The organism is Rahnella woolbedingensis, assembly GCF_003602095.1.
GTDB classification, from domain to species: Bacteria; Pseudomonadota; Gammaproteobacteria; order Enterobacterales; family Enterobacteriaceae; genus Rahnella; species Rahnella woolbedingensis.
The window spans coordinates 77,216-99,786 of the sequence record NZ_RAHH01000002.1 but is presented as its reverse complement, the minus strand read 5'-3'; the positions used below and the strand labels follow the sequence as shown (position 1 = coordinate 99,786).

General features: G+C 53.8%; 20 protein-coding genes and 2 tRNA genes. 14 read left to right on the top strand and 8 right to left on the bottom strand.

The genetic code is table 11. From position 1 onward, the window contains the following. The first annotated feature begins 9 nt into the window (after nt 1-9). The 3 genes from D6C13_RS01685 to D6C13_RS01675 all read left to right on the top strand — a co-directional run bounded on the left by D6C13_RS01685 (nt 10) and on the right by D6C13_RS01675 (nt 2,775). Entirely contained in the window at nt 10-1,539 is a 1,530-nt protein-coding gene (locus tag D6C13_RS01685) for an EAL domain-containing protein (protein ID WP_120131269.1), read from the top strand. 239 nt (nt 1,540-1,778) lie between these two features. Further along, nucleotides 1,779-2,555 carry a DgsA anti-repressor MtfA gene (gene mtfA, locus D6C13_RS01680; protein WP_120131116.1) on the top strand — a complete coding sequence of 259 codons (777 nt, stop codon included), beginning with the start codon at nt 1,779-1,781 and terminating at the stop codon, nt 2,553-2,555. A 144-nt stretch (nt 2,556-2,699) separates the two neighbouring features. After that, nucleotides 2,700-2,775 (top strand) — tRNA-Asn (locus tag D6C13_RS01675). Nucleotides 2,776-2,909: 134 nt separating this feature from the next. Here the strand turns inward: D6C13_RS01675 and D6C13_RS01670 are convergent. Next, nucleotides 2,910-3,449: a DUF2058 domain-containing protein gene (locus tag D6C13_RS01670; protein WP_120131115.1), complete on the bottom strand. Its 540-nt coding sequence runs from the start codon at nt 3,447-3,449 to the stop codon at nt 2,910-2,912. A gap of 225 nt (nt 3,450-3,674) precedes the next feature. Here D6C13_RS01670 and D6C13_RS01665 point away from each other — a divergent pair, with 225 nt between their 5' ends. Continuing rightward, on the top strand, nt 3,675-3,863 hold the full coding sequence (locus D6C13_RS01665) for a YjfB family protein (protein WP_120131114.1): 189 nt from the start codon (nt 3,675-3,677) through the stop codon (nt 3,861-3,863). 62 nt (nt 3,864-3,925) lie between these two features. On the opposite strand, the gene D6C13_RS01660 is transcribed toward D6C13_RS01665, so the two are convergent. The 4 genes from D6C13_RS01660 to D6C13_RS01645 all read right to left on the bottom strand — a co-directional run bounded on the left by D6C13_RS01660 (nt 3,926) and on the right by D6C13_RS01645 (nt 8,558). Next, nucleotides 3,926-4,915 (bottom strand): isopenicillin N synthase family dioxygenase, encoded by a 990-nt coding sequence (locus tag D6C13_RS01660; protein ID WP_120131113.1) that lies wholly within the window; start codon nt 4,913-4,915, stop codon nt 3,926-3,928. Between the two features lie 27 nt (nt 4,916-4,942). Next, entirely contained in the window at nt 4,943-6,370 is a 1,428-nt protein-coding gene (locus tag D6C13_RS01655) for an amidohydrolase family protein (protein ID WP_120131112.1), read from the bottom strand. An 11-nt stretch (nt 6,371-6,381) separates the two neighbouring features. After that, on the bottom strand, nt 6,382-7,371 hold the full coding sequence (locus D6C13_RS01650) for an ABC transporter substrate-binding protein (protein WP_120131111.1): 990 nt from the start codon (nt 7,369-7,371) through the stop codon (nt 6,382-6,384). A 263-nt stretch (nt 7,372-7,634) separates the two neighbouring features. Continuing rightward, entirely contained in the window at nt 7,635-8,558 is a 924-nt protein-coding gene (locus D6C13_RS01645) for a LysR family transcriptional regulator (RefSeq protein WP_120131110.1), read from the bottom strand. A gap of 215 nt (nt 8,559-8,773) precedes the next feature. Here D6C13_RS01645 and D6C13_RS01640 point away from each other — a divergent pair, with 215 nt between their 5' ends. The 8 genes from D6C13_RS01640 to D6C13_RS01605 are packed head-to-tail and all read left to right on the top strand — an operon-like array spanning nt 8,774 to nt 16,494. Continuing rightward, nucleotides 8,774-9,748, top strand: coding sequence for a PDR/VanB family oxidoreductase (locus D6C13_RS01640; protein ID WP_120131109.1), 975 nt, complete (start codon nt 8,774-8,776; stop codon nt 9,746-9,748). A gap of 20 nt (nt 9,749-9,768) precedes the next feature. Next, nucleotides 9,769-11,064 (top strand): amidohydrolase family protein, encoded by a 1,296-nt coding sequence (locus D6C13_RS01635; protein ID WP_120131108.1) that lies wholly within the window; start codon nt 9,769-9,771, stop codon nt 11,062-11,064. Next, nucleotides 11,054-11,524, top strand: a complete 471-nt coding sequence (locus tag D6C13_RS01630) for a RidA family protein (RefSeq protein ID WP_120131107.1) — start codon at nt 11,054-11,056, stop codon at nt 11,522-11,524. Before D6C13_RS01635 ends, D6C13_RS01630 begins: the two co-directional genes overlap by 11 nt. Nucleotides 11,525-11,545: 21 nt before the next feature. Then, complete coding sequence (locus tag D6C13_RS01625; RefSeq protein ID WP_120131106.1) at nt 11,546-12,427, top strand: creatininase family protein; 882 nt, start codon at nt 11,546-11,548, stop codon at nt 12,425-12,427. Between the two features lie 13 nt (nt 12,428-12,440). Continuing rightward, nucleotides 12,441-13,424: an ABC transporter substrate-binding protein gene (locus D6C13_RS01620; RefSeq protein ID WP_120131105.1), complete on the top strand. Its 984-nt coding sequence runs from the start codon at nt 12,441-12,443 to the stop codon at nt 13,422-13,424. Beyond that, complete coding sequence (locus D6C13_RS01615; protein ID WP_120131104.1) at nt 13,421-14,248, top strand: ABC transporter ATP-binding protein; 828 nt, start codon at nt 13,421-13,423, stop codon at nt 14,246-14,248. The genes D6C13_RS01620 and D6C13_RS01615 overlap by 4 nt, the downstream gene beginning before the upstream one ends. 4 nt (nt 14,249-14,252) lie before the next feature. Next, nucleotides 14,253-15,068: an ABC transporter permease gene (locus D6C13_RS01610; RefSeq protein ID WP_120131103.1), complete on the top strand. Its 816-nt coding sequence runs from the start codon at nt 14,253-14,255 to the stop codon at nt 15,066-15,068. Nucleotides 15,069-15,093: 25 nt separating this feature from the next. Further along, nucleotides 15,094-16,494: an FAD-binding oxidoreductase gene (locus D6C13_RS01605; protein ID WP_120131102.1), complete on the top strand. Its 1,401-nt coding sequence runs from the start codon at nt 15,094-15,096 to the stop codon at nt 16,492-16,494. A 60-nt stretch (nt 16,495-16,554) separates the two neighbouring features. On the opposite strand, the gene katG is transcribed toward D6C13_RS01605, so the two are convergent. After that, entirely contained in the window at nt 16,555-18,765 is a 2,211-nt protein-coding gene (gene katG / locus D6C13_RS01600) for a catalase/peroxidase HPI (protein WP_244212611.1), read from the bottom strand. A 262-nt stretch (nt 18,766-19,027) separates the two neighbouring features. Next, nucleotides 19,028-20,053 carry an LLM class flavin-dependent oxidoreductase gene (locus D6C13_RS01595; RefSeq protein ID WP_120131101.1) on the bottom strand — a complete coding sequence of 342 codons (1,026 nt, stop codon included), beginning with the start codon at nt 20,051-20,053 and terminating at the stop codon, nt 19,028-19,030. Between the two features lie 262 nt (nt 20,054-20,315). Between D6C13_RS01595 and D6C13_RS01590 the strand changes: the two genes are divergently transcribed. Beyond that, nucleotides 20,316-20,391 (top strand) — tRNA-Asn (locus D6C13_RS01590). Between the two features lie 252 nt (nt 20,392-20,643). Then, nucleotides 20,644-21,339 carry a DJ-1/PfpI family protein gene (locus D6C13_RS01585; RefSeq protein WP_120131100.1) on the top strand — a complete coding sequence of 232 codons (696 nt, stop codon included), beginning with the start codon at nt 20,644-20,646 and terminating at the stop codon, nt 21,337-21,339. A 181-nt stretch (nt 21,340-21,520) separates the two neighbouring features. On the opposite strand, the gene D6C13_RS01580 is transcribed toward D6C13_RS01585, so the two are convergent. Then, entirely contained in the window at nt 21,521-22,441 is a 921-nt protein-coding gene (locus D6C13_RS01580; RefSeq protein ID WP_120131099.1) for an alpha/beta hydrolase, read from the bottom strand. Nucleotides 22,442-22,571 lie beyond the last annotated feature (130 nt).

The window sequence follows — 22,571 nt, the reverse complement described above, 5'->3', positions numbered from 1 at the left end:
GATATTTCTTTGGCCTCAAACTGGTTAACCCGTCCCTACGTCCGGATTTGTATTTCACTGCTTGCGTTTCTGGTGGTCGCAGCGGTCGGAATACTGGCTATTTCGTGGCAAACCACGCAGGGATTACGGCGTGATGTCAGCGCCAGCCTGCAACAATCCGTGAGACTGGTGGACATGACGCTGGATAATGCCGCGATTGCCTCGGGTGCAGTGGAAAATCTGATTGGCGCGCCTTGTGATCAGGCGACCATTCAGGCATTACGCTGGCAAGTCGCCAAAGTCCCCAACGTGAGAACCGTCAATTTATACCGCCAGCATACTGTTTATTGCGCCTCTTTATTCGGTGAGCGCGACGACACCATCTCGACCAGCCATTACACCGGCGGAAAACTGATGCTGATGAGCGGCAATGTGGTGACGCCCGATCATCCTCTGATTGCCTATCGTCATGACGTCAACGGCAGCGGCGTACTGGTCGGTGTCGATGGTTATTTTCTGCATAATATTCTGCAATTGCTCAGCACCCATGCGTTTCTGATCTTACAGGTGGGCGACCGCTGGATGGACAGCCAGGGCAAAATTCATACGTCTGAATCCTGGCCTGATGGCGAAAAGATGTCGCTGAAATCCTCGTTTTACCCTTATGAAATGCGGCTCGTTATCCGCCAAAGTGATCACTGGCGTTATATTTTTGATTACGCCACCGTCAGTCTGATCTTGTTCCCGCTGATCAGCATCTTCATTGCTTTCATGACCTATGCGCTGCTTGGTCGTTTAGGCGGCCCGGTTTCAGCGCTGAAAAACGCAATGGGCAAAAAACAATTTATTCCTTATTTGCAGCCGGTGGTGGATGGCACGAATCATGAAATCACCGGTGCCGAAGTCCTGATGCGCTGGCAGCACCCGCAACTGGGGCTGATCCCCCCTTATCAGTTTATTCCCCTGGCTGAAGAAACCGGGCTGATTGTGCCGATGACGCGGCAAATGATGGCACAGGTGCGCGATCAGTTCGGACCAATGGCCGCTGAGTTGCCGGCAAACTTCCATTTCGGATTCAATATCTGCGCCAGCCACTTCAAAGACCTGACACTGGTCGAAGACTGCAAAGCCTTTATTGACGCTTTCAGGGAGAACCCGATCCATCTGGTGCTGGAGCTGACGGAACGCGAGCTCATCGAGCCCTCAGAAATCACCCACAGCCTGTTCAGAGCGCTGCGCCGGATGGGTGTGCTGATTGCCATGGATGACTTTGGTACCGGCCATTCCAGCCTGGCTTACCTGCAACAATTCCACATCGACATTTTAAAAATCGACCAGAGTTTTATTGGCCGGATCGGCACAGATGCGCTGGCCGGGCATATCGTCGATAACGTGATTGATCTGGCCAAACGCCTGCAAATGGTCATCGTGGCAGAAGGCATCGAAACACAGAAACAGGTCGATTATCTCGCCCCCTACCGCCTCGAATACCTGCAAGGCTACTTTTTCGGAAAGCCTGCTGATCCGTCTGAATTTATCGAAAAGTGGATCCGGCTCTAACCCTTCCCCGCGCCCGCCGTGTTTTCAACGTTGCGGGCGCGTTACGCACTCAGTGACTAGAATAATAACGTGAGCTATGTCTGATTAGACGTGTGCGCGTTTTGCTTAAAATCTCATGATGTGTAACATCCACTCAGAATTATCCCAATACGCTGCTAACTTGTTGAAGTTACTTGTATTGGTGTAGTCTGAGGCAAAACCCTGCTGATAAATTGAATGATCACTTTGCGAGCAAGATGATGATTAAGTGGCCGTGGAAGGCGAATGAACTGAAAATTGAGAAATCAGAAGCGTGGAATGACGCCCTGAATATCCCGCTGTTGTCCTCCCTGAACGAGCAAGAGCAACAGCGTCTGATTCAGATCGCCAGTCAGCTTTTGCAGCAGAAACGACTGGTTCCGTTGCAGGGTATCGTGCTGACAGAACAAATGCAGGCACGCATCGCGTTACTTTTTGCGCTGCCGGTGATGGAACTCGGTGCATCGTGGCTCGATGGTTTTCATGAAATTTTGCTCTACCCTTCGCCTTTCGTTGTCGATTCTCCGTGGCAGGATGAAAACGGACTGGTTCATGCCGGTTCGCAAATCCACGCCGGTCAGAGCTGGGATCAGGGTCCGATCGTGCTGAACTGGCAGGATATCGAAGATTCGTTTGATAACTCCGGCTTTAACCTGATCATCCACGAAGCCGCGCATAAACTTGATATGCGAAACGGCGGCGAAGTGAGCGGTATACCGCCTATTCCGCTGCGTGAAGTGGTGGCCTGGGAGCATGATTTACAGGCGGCGATGCAGAATTTGCAGGATGAAATTGATACCGTCGGCGAAGAAGCGGCCAGTATGGATGCTTACGCAGCAACCGATCCGGCGGAGTGTTTTGCCGTACTTTCAGAGTATTTCTTTAGTGCACCGGAACTGCTTTCAGAACGTTTTCCGCTGGTATACGGCCATTTTACCCGTTTTTATCAGCAGGACCCGCTGGCAAGGCAACTTCGCGGCCACCGTTGTGATTGTTAAAAAGCGGGATTCAACCCATTTTTCTGGCAGAAAAGTGACTAATTGTGGCCACGTTGATTAGTTGCTGAGCAGTCAGACGCATTTAAAGAATTTGCCGTTGACACTCCAGAGCCCTCTGGATATTATGCGCCCCGTTCACACGATTCCTCTGTAGTTCAGTCGGTAGAACGGCGGACTGTTAATCCGTATGTCACTGGTTCGAGTCCAGTCAGAGGAGCCAAATTAGAAAAGCCCGCTTAAGGAAACTTAAGCGGGCTTTTTGCTATTGGGAATTTGGTTTGAGACGATGAAAATCTGGATTGCTCCGAGATTTAATGCCCTCACATTACTGTGAGGGCAACTTAATATGCCGAACTACCACATCAAATCATCTGGCACTTTGAAATCTGCATACGGATCATCTTCGTCCTGCTCTTCCTGACTCAGCGCGCTGTTTAATACAATGCTGCTCGCATCCCGCTGTGCGATTTTATCTGCCACGATGGCGGGGATAATCGCGTATTCGCTCTCACCGCTCTTTTCTGAAACCAGACGGGCAATGGCCAGACGGCCACTAATCAGCTGCGCCTGAGTGGTTTTATCCACGGCGATCCGCTTAATCAGCTTGTCGTCGGTAAAGTTAAAATCGATATTGCCCTTTGAAATGATGATTTTGTTCATTTCAATCAGCTGTTTCACCTGAGCCTTATACTCTTTAGAAAGCGCCGCCTGCTTTTGTTCTTCGCTCAGCTGTTTATCGCGCTCAAGTTGCGCTTTTTTGTTTTCTTCCACAGCCGCCCGGGCTTCACGTGCCTGAACGCGTGACTTTTTGGCCGTTCTCTCAACTTTGGCCAATTTTTTACTGCTGACTAATCCTGCTTTCAGCAGTTGTTCCTGCAAGGTGAGTTTTGTCATCGTCGTTTCTAAATCCGTTGAATAATTTTGGGGATTATAACCGTAATTCCTCAGGCTATACAGGCTGCAGGGTCTTTTGCCCTTCCGGCCTGCTTTAGTCGTGTTCAGGCGGCGACATCTGCGTCATTTATCGCTCAAGGTATTGCCTTAAATGCCGATAACAATGTAATGACGGGTTCCGGCCCTAATGAGTTCCTTTTATGATGTCCCGAACAGGAGAGCAAAATGGATGTATCGCAAATCGCGTCGCTGGCAACCAGTCTTAACAGCCTGGATACCAGCAATCAGGTGAACAACATCCTGCTGAAAAAGTCTCTGGATAATCAGCAGACTGCAGTGACCAGCATGATTGACTCCATTCCGGCGTTACCTGCTAATCCGGCAATCGGGCGCAATATCAATACCATCGCCTGACCGGTAGCCGAAAAAAAGCCCGCCTGAGATAACTCGGCGGGCTTTTTGCTTTTTATGTGCGCTTACCCTTTGGCAAAATTCGCCTGAATACGCTGTTGCAGATAATCCTCGGCGCTGATGGCCGGGTATTTGGCTTGTGGCCCGAGAATTTCGACATCTTTATTGGCCTGACAGAAAAACGCCAGGCTGTAGCGCGCGCCCTGATATTCGCCGGGCAGCGGGCTTCTGACACGGTGAAAGTTTGACGGCAGCTGATCGTCACTCCAGCGCATCAGCATGTCGCCGATATTGCAGGTGATCACGTCTTCGCGCGGTTCGATGCTGGTCCACTGCTGACTTTCGCTGTCTTTGCCTGGACATACCTGCAATCCGCCCTGACCCGGGCGCTGGAAAAGCAGCGTCAGGCAGTCAAAATCCGTATGCGCACCTGCCCGCCACATCCCCTGCTCCGATTGTTCGGTGGCATAGTAATGCAGCATACGCAGCGTACTCTGATAGGTTTGCTGATCCGGATTGTGCGCCTGTTCGAAAAAATGCTCCGCAAAGCCCAGTTTGAGCGCAAAGCAGGAAAGCAATTTCATGCCCAGTTGCCAGCACTGCGATTCAAAGCTCAGCATGGTGTTTTTAAACGCAGGCAGCTCCTGTTCACTTGGCCACAGCGGGCCCATCAGCGGACGGGTAATCTGATAGGATTCCTTCTGATCCGGCGTTCGGGTCGACGGACGCACCTGCGATTTATTCTCCCAACCGGCGTTACGCGCCAGCGGATATTGTGCTTTTACGTCATCGGGCAGTGAAAAGAAATCCTCTGTCATGCTGAATGCCTGACGGATATCGTCCAGCGCAATGCCGTGATGACTGACCTGGAAAAAACCAATTTCGACAGCGGCAGTCCAGAGTTCGTCGGCTATCTCACTTTTACGCTGCTCGAAATCTGATAAATCAATACAACGCACTTCACGGGCAAACGTCTCTTCACCCATCGCGCCCATACCCGCTTCTTTTTCCAGTTCTTTCAGTGCATAGCCAGCTGTCTGAGTTGATTGTGTCATTGTTCTTATCCTTCTTAATCAATAGGGTTAGCGCGCAGCACGCTGTTGCAGGGTAAGGACGGCTGACATGGCCTGATGGCGCATCTCTTCCAGATCAAGACCGGGGATCACATCGTTTTCGACGATCACGCGGCCGTTAATCATCAGCGCTTTCAGTGAGGCACGACCGCCGCAGGCCACCGGGCCGATGGCCATGTCATGCAGACCGAAGTAACGCGGGTCGTCCAGCCGGTAAATGGCGATATCCGCCAGCATACCGACCTGCACGGTGCCACTTTGTTGCAGCCCGAGGATTTGCGCCCCGCCTGCACTGCCCCAGCGCACCACGTCTTCGATGGACGCTGCGTCGCCGCCACCTTCAAAAGTGCCACCGTCATAGCGCGGTTTGGCCAGCATGCCTTTTCTGGCGCGCTGCAACAGCCACGCGGCATGAGCCTCACTTTGCATGTCGGCGGCTTCGTTCGATGCCGCACCGTCCACGCCCAGCGATACCGGCACGCCCGCCTGCTCCAGCGCCAGCAAATCGGCAATGCCGCTGCCCAGCCGCCCGTTGCTTTGCGGACAGTGCGCAATGCCGGTTCGGGTCTCGCCCAGCATCGTGATTTCCTGCGGCAACAGTTTCACCAGATGCGCAAACCATACGTCATCCCCCAACCAGTCGTGTTCGGCGCAAAACTGCACCGGCGTCATGTCGAACTTAGCGCGTGCCGCATCGAGGTAATCCACCGTTTCTGAAAGATGGCTGTGCAGCCGTATCCCCAGACTGCGCGCCAGTTTCGCCATTTCACGCAGTTGCGGACCCGGCGCCGAATGCAGCAATGTCGTCGGTGCCATCACCACGCGGCGCAGTGACGCCGGTTGTGGATCGTGATAGCGGCCCACCAGCCGTTCCATATCTGCCATGTAATGGTCAAAGTTCTCCGGACGCAGCGCCTGCGGCAAATCTTTCTCAATCGCCCGCCCCTGCGTAGCGCCCCCGCGACACAGCACAATGCGCATGCCCAGCGTTTCCCCTTCACTGAACAGGATTTCCGAAGTATCAAAAGGCATATCCGGCCAGTAAAGATAGTTATGGTCGGCGACGGTGGCGCAGCCGGAACGTAACAGTTCGGTCAGACCGATGCGCACCGCGAGACGAAAGGTGGCTTCATCAAACGTCGCGCGAAAACGATAAGGCGTTGCGCTCAGCCACGCGGTCAGGCTTTTGTTCAGCCCCTGCGGCTCGCCTTTGAGCAAAGACTGAAACAGGTGATGGTGCGTATTCACCCAGGCGGGATAGACCACGCAGTCGCGGGCATCAATCAGCCGCTCGTCGGGCAGCGCCGTCAGGGAGCCAATCGCCTCGATGACACCGTCACGGACGCGAATATCCGGCCCGGCGTGGCGCGCCGCGTCACCGGGCAAACCGGTCAGGATCGCGTGCGCATTTTTAATCAGCAATGAGTCAGATGACATCACAACGCTCCTCAGGGTTTAACCTGCATATGATCGACAAATTCAGTGGTATAAGCCTGCTTCCAGTCGGTACCGGCATCCAGCAGTTTGGCGTTAACCATAAAATCACGGGTTTTCTGCCAGCGGCCCTGCGTCATGGTACCCCAGCCTTGGGTCGCCGCATCGCCGCCGTCAATCAGGTGATGTTCTTTGATTTGCTGAACGCCCCAGGCCAGCAGGTCATCCGTCATCTTCGGGTTATCCTTTTTGATCAGCGCGTTGCCTGCTGCCGGATTTTGCAGATAGCTCACCCAGCCCTCCATCGACGCCTGCACAAACTTGGCCATCGCCTCTTTTCTGCTGCTGATAAGGTCAGGACGGGTGATCAGGATCCCGCCGTAAGGGGGATAACCGTGCTCAGAAAACAGGAAGAAATTGGATTTCACCCCGGCCTTCTGCGCCTGAAACACTTCAGAACTGACATAGGCTTGCTGCGCCACATTCTCGTCGGCGACAAAGGGCTGGATGTTGAAAGTGTAAGGACGAACCTGCGAGTCGCTGAGCTGATAACGCGCCTTAAGCCACGGCCACCAGGTGGATTGCCCGGAACTGGAAACCAGAATGGTTTTATCTTTCAGACCGTCGAGGGAAGTGACAGAAGCGTGGGTCAGCAGACCCTGCGGGTCGAACTGGAAGGGTGCTGCAATGGCTTTGGCCTGAAACCCGCGCTGCACTGACTCGAGCAACTGAAGGTCATAACCGATAATCACGTCGGCGCGTTTTGCCAGCAGCAACTGCATGCCGTTAACCTGCGGACCGCCGGACTGAATGCTGACATCCAGCCCGTAACGTTTATAAATGCCTGTCGCCAGTGCCTGATAGTAGCCACCCTGCTCCGCCTGCGCGTACCAGGATGTCAGCAGCGCGATTTTCTCATCGGCATGTGCCGGCAGAGAAACCACACCAGAAATCAGCGCGCTCAGCACGCAGCAAGACAGGGGAATGCGGGAAATTGACTTCATTGCTCCTCTCCTAATCATCGCCGGAGGGAGGATGAGCGAATGCGGCTCAGCCCCCCTGACCGGCTCAAAATGAACCGCGAAATGGTTGCTGAGCAATGTCCCGCGCAGTTGTCTGCACTGACCGCTTATACTCACTCTTAGCTATACAAGAAAGATGCCAACTTATCCGATGCGCTCTCCCTGCGCTTTGTCGGGGGATTCACCGGTGTGTGCTCTGCAACCTTTGATTCACCACGGAGCGCGTCGCACCAGATTAGTGCATATCAGTGCCGTTCTCCCCCCGGGGTCTGGATCTTGCTGAATAACATCTCCAGCTGTTTGAGCATCATCGAGGCGGCCAGAGAAAGTTGCCGTGAAGGGGCAACGCACAGCGAGAGCGTGAACGTTTTTAATTGCGGATCGGTCAGCGGAATAAACTGCAACTCATCGCTTTCCACCTCATCCATGATGTCGAGCCAGCACAGAATGCCGATGCCCATTTTTTCTTTAATCAGCGAGCGGATCATGTGGATGTTATTCGACACCGCAACCTCGTTGATCATGTCGCCGTTGATATTCATCAGCGCCTGCACCGGCTCAGCCAGCATCAGGGGTGCCGCAGGCAGGATGAACGGATACTCCATGCACTGATTAAAACGCACGCCGCTCCGGCTGCCGAGCGGATGCCCTTTCGGTACGACAATCCCCAGTTCGATTTCAGCAAAAGCGCGCACCTGCAACTCGCGGGAACTTTGCGGGTTCAGCATCACCCCGAAGTCGGCATCACCGGACATCAGCGCCTGCTGAATGTCCACATTATTCATGGTGGTCAGCGTGAAAGAGATATTCGGGTAATCGGCATGCACTTTCCTGAGCATCGCCGAGAAAAACTGCCGGTTGATGGCGTCGATAGTGGCGATCCGCACATGCCCGCGCCGCAACCCGCGCAGGTCGTCGAGCTGTTCGCAGACGCGGGAGAAATCCTTTTTCCAGTTGTTCGCCGAGTGCAACAACAATTCCCCCGCTGCGGTCAGCCGCAGCCCGGTGGGATGGCGTTCAAACAGCGGCATGGCTAATTCCTTTTCAACCCGCAGGATCTGCCGGTCAATCGACGAAGCGGCAACATGCAGGGTTTCGGACGCCTTGCGAAAAGATCCCTGACGGGCAACCTCAGTGAAGTACAGCAGAAAACGGGAGAATGCGAACATAGGTGAGTGCTCTCTTTTATGCAACGGGACGTGCGAATCAAAGCGCTGGACGCAACAGTTTTATAACAATAACGTAGCTTTCATTGCAACGGGAACAATCGTTTCATTGCCGGTATTGCCCGCCCTGCGCTGTTTGCGGCGTGATGACAGCGGGTTATGCGGCAGAGATATTGAATTCCCTTTAATAAATAACTCATGAAAAATAAATACGGTAAATGACGATGAAAGATACCGGATTAATTCCTGTCACGATCAGGGCTGTCGGGGTAAATGGTTCAGGGAATATTTCCCTGCAACTTATTGCGCAGCAGGGAGGCTTATTACCGGCTTATTTACCGGGTGCGCACATTGACGTTTTCATTCCTGAAATCGGCCCGCGTCAGTATTCTCTCTGCACCGAAAATCACAGCGGAGAATATTATGAAATCTGCGTAAAGCTGGCGGAGAATTCCACAGGCGGATCGCGCTTTATTCATCATTATTTCAGCGCTGGCGATAACCTCACCATCTCCGCCCCGCGAAATCACTTTCCGCTACCCGACGCCGGAAAATATCTGCTTTTCGCTGGCGGTATCGGCATCACGCCGGTGCTGGCGATGGCTGAACAACTGGCTCAGCAACAGACTGAATTTGAACTGCATTATTATGTTTCAGACCGGGAAAAAGCAGCGTTCACATCGCGACTGAATGCGCCCGCACTGGCGAAAAATGTCTTTTCACATTGCCGCGAGGCAAACGATTCCCTGCGTCACCTCGTCCCGCTGAGTTTATGCCAGCCGGAGGAACACACCCGTGTTATTGCCTGTGGCCCTGACGGCTTTATCGGGCGTCTTGAAGAAATAATGCAGACATATCACTGGCAGGCAGATCAGTTATCTTTTGAGCGGTTCAGTAATACGAATCTGAATAATGATACCGGGGGTGATGAATTTTATATTCAGCTGAATTCCACCGGACAACGTTATTTAGTGGGTCCGAACCAGTCCATCGCCGAAGTCTTATTAAGTGCCCGAGTCGATATTATGCTGTCGTGCGAACAGGGTATTTGCGGCTCCTGTATTACTGACGTCATCGACGGCATTCCCGATCACCGGGACTGTGTGCTGACCGAAGAAGAGAAAGCGGACAATACGCAAATCACGCTGTGCTGTTCACGCTCCAAAAGCCCCCTTCTGGTCCTCGACCTGTAATGCTAACGCGGAGCCTTAAGATGAACCTTCCGACACCTGACTCAGCGCTTAACGGCATTGCCAACCTCCGCCTCCCCGCATGGCTGCTTCCCGCCGGCTGGCCTTTGCAGGCTGGCGAACCGGTTATGGCAGATTTGCGTTTTGATGCGGGGAAAATTTCTTCGTTACAGCCTGCGCGTGCAGGACAAACAGATCTGTGGGACGCACACGGCGCGCTGGCGTTGCCGGGGCTGACGGAACCTCACGCGCATCTCGACAAAACCTTCACCATTGGTCGCAGCCGTCCTTCCAGACCCGGTCTGCTGGCCGCCATTGAAACAATGCATCAGGACCGCCAGCACTGGACCGCCGAGGATCTTCGCCAGCGTGCCCGCAAGGGACTGGCTCTGGCTGCCGCCAATGGTGTCACCCGTGTACGTACTCATATTGACTGGTTCGATGTCACGCCTCCGCTGGCCTGGTCAGAACTGGCTGACATCGCGCAACCAGGCATCACGCTGGAGCGCGTCGCGCTGGCACCCCTGAGCTTTTTCGCTGATGCCGAGGCGGCTGACCGCATCGCCCGCGCGGTCGCAGAAAGCGGAAAAGATTGCCTGCTGGGCGGATTTATCCACTCGTCCAACTGGGATCCGGCAGCGATGACCAATCTCATGCGCAGCGCCTCTCGCTGGCAACTGAATCTGGATCTGCACATCGATGAAGAGCTTTCACCGGTGGCACACGGCCTGAGCTGGCTGGCGCATTACCTGTCTGAGAATGAAGTTCCTGAAAATAAATGGCGCGGGCACATCTGTTGCAGCCACGGCTGTGCGCTGGCTTCCGGCAGTGAGCAACAGGCGCAGGAGGTGCTGGGTTTGCTGGCGGCACAGCGCGTCACGCTGATTGCCCTGCCGATGACCAATCTGCTGTTGCAGGATGCCGCCACCGGACGCACACCCCGCCAGCGCGGGATTACCCTGCTCAAAGAAGCGCAGGCGGCGGGCGTTCTGCTGTTACTCGGCTGCGATAACGTGCAGGACGCCTTTTGTCCGGCGGGCAGTTACGACCCGCTGGATACCCTGAGCTGCGCCCTGTTCGCGCTTCAGCTCGATAACCTCTTTGATCAGCAGTCGCGGCTGATTTGCGATGTTGCCGCCCTGACCGGTGATGCTCAGACCGGCCTGCCGCTCGCCCCCGGCAGCGCTGCCAGTTTAGTGATATTTCCCGACAGTGACAGCCTGACCTGGCCTTTGAACAGCGCAGCCCGTCTGGTGTTCCACCACGGCAGGCTCACCCACCAACGCACGTGGAATGAGGATTTATCCCATGAGTCTTGAAGCAGGAGCGGGCAAACCGCTTGCCAAATATGCCGCCTGGCGTCGTGCCGGTGATTTTGTCTTTCTCTCCGGCATCATTCCGGTAAATCCGCAGACGGCAACGATCGTACGCGGTTTTCAGGATATCCCCGCCCAAGCGCGTCAGTTGCTGGGCGAAACGGGTGAGTTTTCCACCGACGCCAAACAGGGGCCGATCCTCGCCCAGAGCTGGTATGTGCTCGAAAGTATCCGTCACACCATCGAGGACGCGGGCGGGCAAATGAGCGATGTGATCAAGCTGGTGCAGTACTTTCGCAACCTTGATCACTTCCCGTACTACAGCCGGGTGAGAAAACTCTTTTACGCCGGACAACCGCCGGTTTCTACCGTGGTACAGGTCAGTGAAATGCTGCCCAGCGCCGAGGTCCTGATTGAAGTGGAAGCCACAGCCTGGTTACCGCAATCCCGCTTAACCCAATAATGTCCGACCACGAGGCACAGCATGATTAACGGCTATATTCCCGCAGATCGTTTTCTCCCTTTCCTGAGCTGGACGGCCATCGCGGCATTGCCCGATAAGGCCAATACGGTGATCGTACTGCCGACCGGTGCGATTGAGCAGCACGGCCCGCATCTGCCGTGTTCGGTGGACAGCGTGATCTCCTCCGGCGTGGCAGGTCATGCGCTGGCGCGGCTGTCAAAAGACATTCCGGCCTACGCCATTCCCCCTGTCACTTACGGCAAATCAGACGAACATCTCAATTTCCCCGGCACCCTGACCCTGACCGGCGACACGCTGTTGCAGACGGTTCTGGAGATTGCCGAATCCCTGTACCGCGCCGGTTTCCGCAAGCTGCTGATGATCAACGGTCACGGCGGACAGCCGCAGGTGTTGCAAATGGCCTCACGGGAAATGCGCCTGCGCCACGGCGACATGATCATGATCCCGCACGACGTGTTCCGCGTGGCCAACGTGGAAAACCAGTACCTGAGTGCGCAGGAACAGAAAATGGCGATGCATGCGGGTCACAGCGAAACGGCGGTGATGATGGCGCTGGCACCGGAATGCGTGCACATCGAACGCGCGGTCGCCAATTATCCGCCGGAATTTCCCTGCCCGACACTCTCATCAGGCCGCCCTGCGGCTGCCTGGGTTTCTTATGATTTTGGCCCGAGCGGGGTTATCGGCGACCCGAGGGGCGCAACCGCCGAACAGGGCCATGCGATCCTCGATTCCCTCGCCGCCAGCTGGGCGCAGGCGATCACTGAAATCCACCTGATGGAATGGAAAGTACGCAGTGAACCGACCTGGGGAAAACACCACTGGAACGGTTTTGTGCAGACCAGCTTCACTCCTCCTTCGTCTTCTTTTGTCACTAAATAAAGGCATTCATTCGATGAAAATACGGCGTAAACCGACTCTGACCCTGCTGGCGCTGCTGCTGGCCGGGGTTTCCACCACGACGCTGGCGGAAGAAAAATTCACCTTCCTGACCAACTGGTACGCGCAGGCGGAGCACGGTGGTTTTTACGACGCTCAGGCCAAAGGATTGTATAAAACTGCCGGTCTGGACGTCAGCATCAAGATGGGCGGCCCGCAGGTTAACGTGATGCAACTGATGGCTGCGGGACAGGCTGACTGTACGCTTGGCGACAACGGTCAGGCGCTGGAAACCTGGCAGGCTGGCGTGCATGCGATGACGGTGGCGACGGTATTCCAGCATTCACCGACAGTGTTTATCAGTCATGACAAAGTGGAAAAAGGGCAGGAACTGAAAGACAAAACCTTCCTGCTGGCCACCGAGGCCTACACCTCTTTCTGGCCGTGGGCGAAGAGTGAACTGGGGCTGGACAGCGCCAAAATCCGACCGTATACCTTCAGCGTGCAGCCTTTCCTCGCGGACAATAATCTGGTGCAGCAAGGCTATGTGACTTCCGAGCCCTTCTCGGTCGAAAAAGGCGGCAAACCGTTCTACGTCTACATGCTCAGCGACTGGGGTTATCCGCCGTACGGTAACTCGATTATCTGCATGGCCGACACCGTTAAAAAACGCCCGGCGGCAGTCGCTGCGTTTGTGAAAGCATCGATGCAGGGCTGGAAGGAATACTTGCAGGATCCGACGGCGGGCAACGCGCTTATCACCAAAGACAACCCGCGCATGGGCGCTGATCAGATTGCTTTCGGCATCGCGCAGATGAAAAAGTATCAGCTGGTCACCGGCGGCGACGCGCAAACCGCTGGTATCGGCATCATCACTGAACCGCGTCTGAAAAAGACCTGGGACATGCTGGTCAAGAACAAGCTGATCGACGCCGGCAAAGTGCCGTTTGAGCAGACTTACACCCTCGACATGGTCAAAGACGCGAAGGTTATGCCATGAATTCAGCCCCAAAACTGACCGTGATGAGCGATATCCGCTCAGCTAATCCTCCGCCGGTGCCCGCCATCGAAGTGCTGTCGGCCGAGAAAATTTACAGCAACGGAACGCGCGCACTTTTGCCGGTCAATCTGACCATCAATCAGGGAGAATTTGTGACGCTGCTTGGCCCTTCGGGCTGTGGCAAAAGTACCCTGTTAAAAATGGTCGCCGGGCTGACAGAACCCAGTGACGGCAAGCTGGTGCTGTGGCGTCGTGACAGCCGTGAAAAAACGCAGGTGCCGCTGTCTTTCGTGTTCCAGGAAGCCACGCTGATGCCGTGGAGCAATGTGCAAAACAACGTGCGTTTACCCCTGGATCTGGCGGGCGTACCGCGAGCCGAAGCCAATACCCGCGTCAGTGAAGCGCTGGAACTGGTCGGGCTGGGGAAATTTGCCCACGTCCTGCCGCGCGAGCTGTCGGGCGGCATGCAGATGCGCGTGTCGATTGCCCGCGGGCTGGTGACACGACCGAAACTGCTGCTGATGGACGAACCCTTTGGCGCGCTCGACGAAATCACCCGTAACAAACTCGACAGCGACCTGCTGCGCCTGTGGCGTGAACAGGGTCTGACGGTGGTATTTGTCACGCACTCGATTCACGAAGCGGTATTTCTCTCTCAGCGGGTAATCATGATGGCTGCCCGTCCTGGACGCGTGGTGGAAGATATCGCCATCACCGAGCCTTTCCCGCGCAGCGAAGATTTCCGCGTCAGTCCGGCGTTTTCACGTTATGCGAAACAGTTGCAGGACAGCCTGCTGCAAGCCAGCCAATCGGGTATGGAGTAACGCTATGCAAACTCAAAAATCTTCTCCGTGGATCAATAATCCGACCTTTCGCAAAGTGCTTTATCCGGCAGTCGTGGCCGTCGTAGTGATTTTGCTGTGGCAGGGTTGGGTGAGCTATTTCAAAATCCCCCAGTTTCTGGTGCCCTCCCCGGTCGTCATGCTCAACAGCCTGTGGACCAATCTCGGTTCGCTGATGATGTCGCTGCTGTTCACGCTGAAAATCACCCTGATTTCGTTTTTACTCTCGATTGTCATCGGCTCAGCCGTGGCTTTCGTGCTGGTACAGAACCGCTTTGTTGAAACCGCGTTGTTCCCGTACATCGTGTTTTTGCAGGTGACGCCGATTGTCGCCATCGCACCGCTGATCATCATCTGGGTCAAAGACACCACGCTGTCGCTGGTGGTGTGTTCGACACTGATGGCGGTATTCCCGATTATTTCCAACACCACGCAGGGACTGCGCAGCGTATCGCCGGGACTGCTGAGCTATTTCCAGCTCAACCGCGCCAGCCGTTTGCAAATTCTGATCCGCTTACGCATTCCTTCCGCCCTGCCTTATTTTTTTGGTGCGCTGCGTATTTCCAGCGGCCTGTCGCTGATTGGCGCGGTGGTTGCCGAATTTGTGGCCGGTACCGGCGGCAATAATACCGGTCTGGCCTACCAGATATTGCAGGCGGGCTATCAGTTGGACATCCCGCTGATGTTTGCTGCCCTGCTGCTCATTTCACTCACCGGCATCGCCTTATTTGGCGTGATGTCGTGGATTTCGCGACGCGCCCTGAGTGCCTGGCACGAAAGCGAAGCCGTGCAATCTCATTAACTTCATTCAATTCAGGCAGAAAAATATGGACAGTGAACAACGTCAACACGCGCTTGCCCTGATACTGCAGGCGCTCCCAGATCTCGACTGGACTTTGCAGGCAACCAAAGTCAAACGCCTTTCACGTGATTTCCACTGGTTCAGTCCGGTACTGAAGCGCCAACTCGAAGACAAACAGGCCGATGCCGTCGTCCGACCGCGCAGTGAAAACGAGCTGAGTTTGCTGGTGAAAGCCTGCGTTACGCATCAGTTACCGCTGATTTTGCGCGGTGGCGCGACCGGTAACTATGGCCAACTGGTGCCGCTGGAAGGCGGAATTCTGGTGGACATGACCGGCTTTAATCAGGTCTGTGAAATGGCTGACGGCGTGGTGCGCGCACAGGCGGGGATCCGTCTGGCCGACCTTGAAGCCATCACCCGTCCGGCGGGCTGGGAACTGCGCTGCATGCCGTCAACTTACCGGCTCGCCAGCCTGGGTGGCCTGTACGGCGGCGGCTTTGGCGGCATCGGTTCGATCAACTACGGTCCGCTCGGCGCGCCGGGTAATGTACTCAGCGTCAAAGTCATGACCATGGAAGCCGTACCGCGCATTCTGCACGTTCCCGCGCCGCAGGCACTGTTGCTGCATCATGCTTACGGCAGCAACGGTATTGTGCTTGAGGTCGAACTGGCGCTGGCACCGGTTCATCAGTGGATTGAGCGGCTGGACGTTTTCGACGATTTCACCGACGCGCTGGATTACGCCAACGCCTTTGCCCGCTCGCCGGGGCTGGTAAAACGCCAGCTGGCACTTTTCGCTGCGCCGATCCCGTCCTGGTTCAGCCATCTGAACGGGCATTATCAGGCCAGCCAGCACGCAGTCATCAGCGTGATTGCGCAGGAAAGCGAAGGATTTTGCGCCCATCTGCTGGAACAATTTCGCGGGCGCAGCGCGGTACGCCAGTCTGCCGGTGAAGCACGCGAAGCCAATGCGTCTCTGATGGAATATTGCTGGAACCACACCACGCTGCACGCCCTGAAAATTGACAGCTCACTGACCTATTTGCAAACGGCGTTTAATCATACGAATTATCGCCAGCAGATTATCGATATGGCTGAAACATTCGGCGACGAGGTTATTTCACATATTGAATTCCTGCGTGACTATGACGGAAACATCACCGCCAGCGGCTTACAATTAGTCCGTTATTCCAGCGAGGAAAGATTGAACGAAATAATGATGACCTTCCGTGGTAATGACGTAAAAATAAATAACCCGCATGTTTATCAGATTGAAGATGGCAAACAGGGTGAAATTAAACCTGACGTCGTTTCTGTTAAAAAATGTCTTGATCCCAACGGGTTACTTAATCCCGGCAAGCTCAGGGGCTGGGAAGTGCGAGACGCGCTGGTATTAAATGACAATCCCCTGTTATTAGCTGACTGAACGAAAAAGCCCGCTTAAAAAGATTTAAGCGGGCTTTGCGCTGTCAAACTATCCGTTAATTCAAAGCTCGAATCTGTCCAGATCCATCACTTTGGTCCAGGCGGCGACAAAGTCTTTCACGAACTTCTCTTTGGCGTCACTGCTGGCATAAACCTCGGCGTTGGCACGTAATATGGCATTCGAACCAAACACCAGATCGGCACGCGTGGCAGCGAACCGGACTTCTCCGCTGACACGGTCACGGCCTTCAAAACACTCACCGGAACCGTCTGTGGCTTTCCATTCGGTGCGCATATCGAGCAGATTCGAGAAGAAATCGGTGTTCAGCTCACCGGTTTTCTCCGAGAACACGCCCAGATTGCTGCCGTCGTAGTTAGCACCCAGCGCACGTAATCCGCCGACCAGCACCGTTAATTCCGGCACGGTCAGGGTCAGTTGCTGAGCTTTGTCGATCAGCAGATTTTCCGTCGCGGTATTCGCCGTATCGCCACGGTAGTTACGGAAACCATCCGCTTTCGGTTTCAGCAATTCAAACGACTCAATATCGGTCTGATCCTGACGCGCATCCACACGGCCCGGCGTGAATGGCACATCGATATCGACGCCAGCCGCTTTCGCTGCCTTTTCAACACCCACCACACCAGCCAGCACGATCACATCCGCGAGAGATACTTTCTGCAATGACTGCTGCACAGACTCCAGAGCAGGCAGCGCGCGGGCTGCAGTGGCATTCACGTCCCAGTCTCGTTGCGGACGCAGCGCCAGACGCGCACCGTTCGCGCCTCCGCGCTTATCACCGCCACGGAAAGTAGACGCCGATGCCCACGCCACCGAAACCAAATCACTGACGCTCAGACCGGAAGCGGCAATTTTTTCTTTCAGCTGCGCGATATCCGCCCCCGTCGGGTGATACACCGGAACTGGCAACGGATCCTGCCAGATTAAATCTTCTTTAGGCACTTCCGGCCCGATATAACGGGCTTTCGGCCCCATATCGCGGTGGGTGAGTTTGTACCATGCGCGGGCAAAGGCCTCGTTGAAAGCCTGCGGATCGCCATGGAAACGACGGGAAATTTTCTCGAATTCCGGGTCAAAACGCAGCGTCAGGTCAGTCACCAGCATGGTCGGTTTGCGTTTTTTCGACGTATCGAACGGATCAGGAATAATATCCGGCGCATCGGCGGCTTCGAACTGGATCGCACCCGCCGGACTGCGGGTCTGCACCCACTCATATTTGAACAGGTTTTCGAAGAAGTAATTGCTCCACTGCGTCGGGGTCTGTGACCAGATCACTTCCAGACCGGAGGTGATGGCATCCGCGCCGACACCGGATCCGTGGCTGCTTTTCCAGCCCAGCCCCTGCGATTCAATCGGGGCGGTTTCAGGGTCAACGCCCACGTTGCTGGCATCGCCTGCACCGTGCGTTTTACCCAGCGTGTGACCACCGGCGATTAACGCGACGATCTCTTCATCGTTCATGCCCATATTGCCGAACGTGGCACGGATGGCCGGAGCCGCAGAAGCCGGATCGCCACTGTGATTCGGGCCTTCCGGGTTGACGTAAATCAGCCCCATTTCCGTTGCGCCCAGCGGTGATTTCGCCAGTTCTTCAGGATGACGGTGTTCCAGCCAGGTGGTTTCGTCGCCCCAGTTAATATCCTGATCCGGCTCCCAGACATCTTCACGCCCGGCACCAAAACCAAAGGTGCGGAAACCGGAGTTTTCCAGCGCCACGTTACCCGCCAGAATATACAAATCGGCCCAGGAGATTTTCTGACCGTATTTTTGCTTCACCGGCCACAGCAGACGGCGTGCTTTATCCAGACTGACGTTGTCCGGCCAGGAATTTAATGGTGCGAAACGCTGCTGACCGCGGCCTGAACCCCCGCGTCCGTCAACGGAGCGATACGTCCCGGCGCTGTGCCACGCCAGACGAATGAACAGACCGATGTAGCTGCCCCAGTCTGCCGGCCACCAGGGCTGCGAAGCAGTGAGCACCCCTTTGAGGTCGGCTTTTAGTGCGGAGTAATCTAATTTGGCGAATTCTTTGCGGTAATCGAAAGTTTCGCCCAACGGGTTTGAGCGATTTGAGTGCTGGTTCAGCAGGTCAACCCGCAGCTGGTTTGGCCACCAGTCACGGTTATTTGTCCCGCCGCCAGAGGCTTTATTGCTGTTTCCTTCATGGAATGGACATTTACCGTCACCGGCTTCTCTGTCTGCTTCAACAATTGGTTTTGCGTCTTTTGCTTCTTCATCAATAGAACTGCTCATGCTCACACTCCTGTTATGTAGTCTGTTAGCTACTCTATACGCGGTTTTGAACGACTCACATCTGAATCACCCTATGTATTTGATAGACTTTGCCTTAGGACTTATGCGCTATTTTTGCGGGTTTTATCACCAAAATATTTTTAACTCTGATTATAGAATAGCCACTTAATCACAGAGGCTTCTCTGTCAGAGTCGCAAAATGAAAAAAGCCCGCCTGAGTTTCCTCAAACGGGCTTTTTTTTCTTAAAACTTTCTTCAGGGATTATTCACGCCAGCCCATTGCTGGTGCGACGTGTTTAAGTATCGATTCAATCACATGCACGTTGTAATCCACGCCGAGCTGGTTCGGCACGGTGAGCAATAACGTATCGGCTTCGGTAATCGCTTCATCCTTTTTAAGCTGTTCGATCAAAAACTCCGGAGAAGCCGCATAGCTGCGCCCGAAAATTGCCCGCGTTTTCTCATCGAGGAAACCCACCTTATCGCCGTCGTTACTGCTGCCGCCAAAGTAGGCGCGGTCACGGTCATCCATCAGGGCAAAAATACTGCGGCTGACGGAGACCCGTGGCGTACGCGAGTGCCCTGCCTCGGCCCAGGCCTGGCGATAGGCGCGGATTTGTTTGGCCTGCTGAATATGGAACGGCTCACCGGTTTCATCATCTTTCAGCGTCGAACTTTGCAGATTCATCCCCAGTTTCGCGGCCCAGACAGCGGTGGCGTTCGATCCCGCGCCCCACCAGATACGCTCACGTAAACCTTCAGAATGCGGTTCAAGACGCAGCAGCCCCGGCGGATTCGGAAACATCGGCTGCGGATTCGGTTTCGCAAAACCTTCGCCACGCAGCGTATCCAGCAGCACTTCGGTGTGACGCCGCGCCATATCCGCTTCTGTTTCCCCTTCTGCCGGCTGATAGCCGAAATAGCGCCAGCCGTCGATCACCTGCTCAGGCGAACCGCGGCTGATACCCAGCTGCAAACGACCACCGGAAATCAGATCCGCCGCACTGGCGCTTTCTGCCATATACAGCGGATTTTCGTACCGCATATCGATAACCCCGGTGCCGATCTCAATCTTGCGGGTCTTCGCGCCGACAGCCGCCAGCAGTGGAAAAGGCGAACCCAGCTGACGGGCAAAATGATGGACGCGGAAATATGCGCCGTCCGCACCCAACTCTTCCGCCGCGACAGCCAGATCGATAGATTGCAGCAAAGCATCCGCCGCTGAGCGAGTGGCAGACTGAGGCGATGGCGTCCAGTGACCAAATGATAAAAACCCAATTTTTTTCATCGTAATTTATCCTCAAAGTACGCAAAGCGATGTGCCAGCCGGTCTTATGAAGTCTGGCGCAATGATAGGTTTACTTTACGCGACTCAGGATGAGAATAAATATCAGTTGTTTAACAAAGCGGTTCAGTTTATTTGATGGACATGAGTGATTTTTGCTTATTTTTTAACAACCTGAACAAAAAGTCTCCCATCGAATCACAGAAGTAAAAAAACCGTTGCTCGCAACTTCATCCCCCGTTATCATGCGCCCCGTTCACACGATTCCTCTGTAGTTCAGTCGGTAGAACGGCGGACTGTTAATCCGTATGTCACTGGTTCGAGTCCAGTCAGAGGAGCCAAATTTAGAGAAGCCCGCCTAGGGAAACTTAGGCGGGCTTTTTGTTTTCTATGGTTCTGATGTCAGCTATGAGCGAAGAGCGGTCGTTTCACCATTAGTCATCTTGGTTCGGACTGGTAATAAAATTCTTAATGCTACTGAAATACAGCTGGATTAAGCATGGTCTTCATTAGGCGCACATCTATTCGTTCAACAAGAGGTTGCCTTTGTCGAAGGAAAAGACATTATATCCTTTTAAGTTAAAAGGGCTTTTATGATTGATTCTGCATGCACATCAATCGGGCTGATCCTGTTTCCAGCTCTCACTCAGCTTGATCTTACCGGCCCTTATGAAGTTTTCGTAAGAGCGCCAAACACAAAGGTTCATCTCATCTGGAAAAACTTGGACCTCGTGGTTTCTGATCGAGGTATGGCTATACAGCCAACAACCACATTCAACGCATGTCCCGAACTGGATGTAATTTGTGTCCCGGGTGGTCCAGGGCAGATAAACCTGATGGAGGACGAAGAAGTCCTTTCGTTTATCCGGACTCAAAGTAAACAAGCAAAACTCGTGACTTCGGTATGCACTGGTTCGCTTGTTTTGGGAGCAGCAGGACTTCTGAAGGGATACAAAGCAACTACGCACTGGGCTTCTCTGGATCAGCTCGCTTTGTTAGGTGCAGAGGCAGTGAGTGAGCGAGTAGTGCGTGACCGCAATCGTATAACTGGCGCAGGTGTGACGTCAGGTATAGATTTTGCTCTCAACGTCGTGTCAGAAATGTTCGGAAGTGACATCGCTCAGAATATTCAGCTGCATATGGAATACGACCCAGCCCCTCCCTTTACCTGTGGCTCACCCCGCACAGCATCTGAAGAACAGCTAAAAAAAGCACAGGAACAGGCTGCACCATTTATTGAAATGAGGCGGCAGGCTACTTTAAAAGCAGCAGCCAGACTTAAGAAATAAGGGTATATCGGAATTTCTCTCTTCACTTACCAACGTCAGCTCCTAGCACGGAGCTGACATGCGAGTGTGAATGGTCCGCTATGAGCGAAAAGCGGACGTTATGTCACACATCCGCCTTTCAATTACTGTTTTCTCATTGAATAGTAGAGGCGAATTAATGTTTTTTGGTTAATAAAGACTATCAAAGCTTATCAACTGAACAAATTCGTGTGCAGATGTCCCGCATAAGATTACGCGCCGTCTGGCTTATGCCTCCAAGTTGAAAGAAACCGTGAATCACGCCCAAATAGCGCTGTGCGGTGCACGTTACCCCTTGATCAATCATGCGACTAAACAGATTTTCACCTTCATCACGCAATGGGTCATATTCCGCTGTGATGATATGTACTGGCGGCAATCCTGCGAAGTCGTTACGGAATAAAGGGCTGGCTTCAGGATGGGTAAAGTCAGTGTTAGGAAAATAGGCTTCAAAACCGCTGAGTAGCGTGTCGCTCGTCAGCACATAATCGCTACCGTTTATTTTGTAACTATTAGAGGATGCCGTTGCGTCCAGCATCGGGTAGATAAGTATCAACTGCCGGGGTAACCACTGCCCGGTATTTCTCACTCTAAGCGCTGATATCAGGGCGAGATGACCTCCTGCGCTGTCACCAACAAACGTTATATAGTTGCGATCAACACCCAGCAGCTCTGAGTGCCGCCAGATAATGTTAGCGGCGTTTTCAGCATCATCATGTGCAGCAGGATAAGCATGTTCTGGAGCTAAACGATACTGCACCGCAATGACACGGCAACCACTTAGAAAAGAAAGTTGTCGCAGTTGATTATCATGAGTTGAAAAACCACCACTCACAAAACAACCGCCATGATAATAAATAATCGTAGGTAACATTTTATCTTTATTTAAAGGTGTGACAATACGCAACGGAATGTTGTCAATAGTCACATCTTTAATATTTACACGTTTCTCGATATCACCGGCAAGCGCGGTGCTTGCGACATAGCCAGCACGACGCTCTTCAAATGTCTGACGACGGGATGATGGTCGGCCTGTTGCGATAAAGTCGTTAACAAGGTTTGCAATTTCTGGTTCAAGAGCCATGTTGATTACCTTAAATACGAATTTTTTAAAAATAAGCCTCGTAGTATAATTCTCCGACAGGAGTTTACAATATTTTGAAAATAGGAATGAAAATAGTGTTGTTTTCTGAATAATCCCTTCTCACGACAGT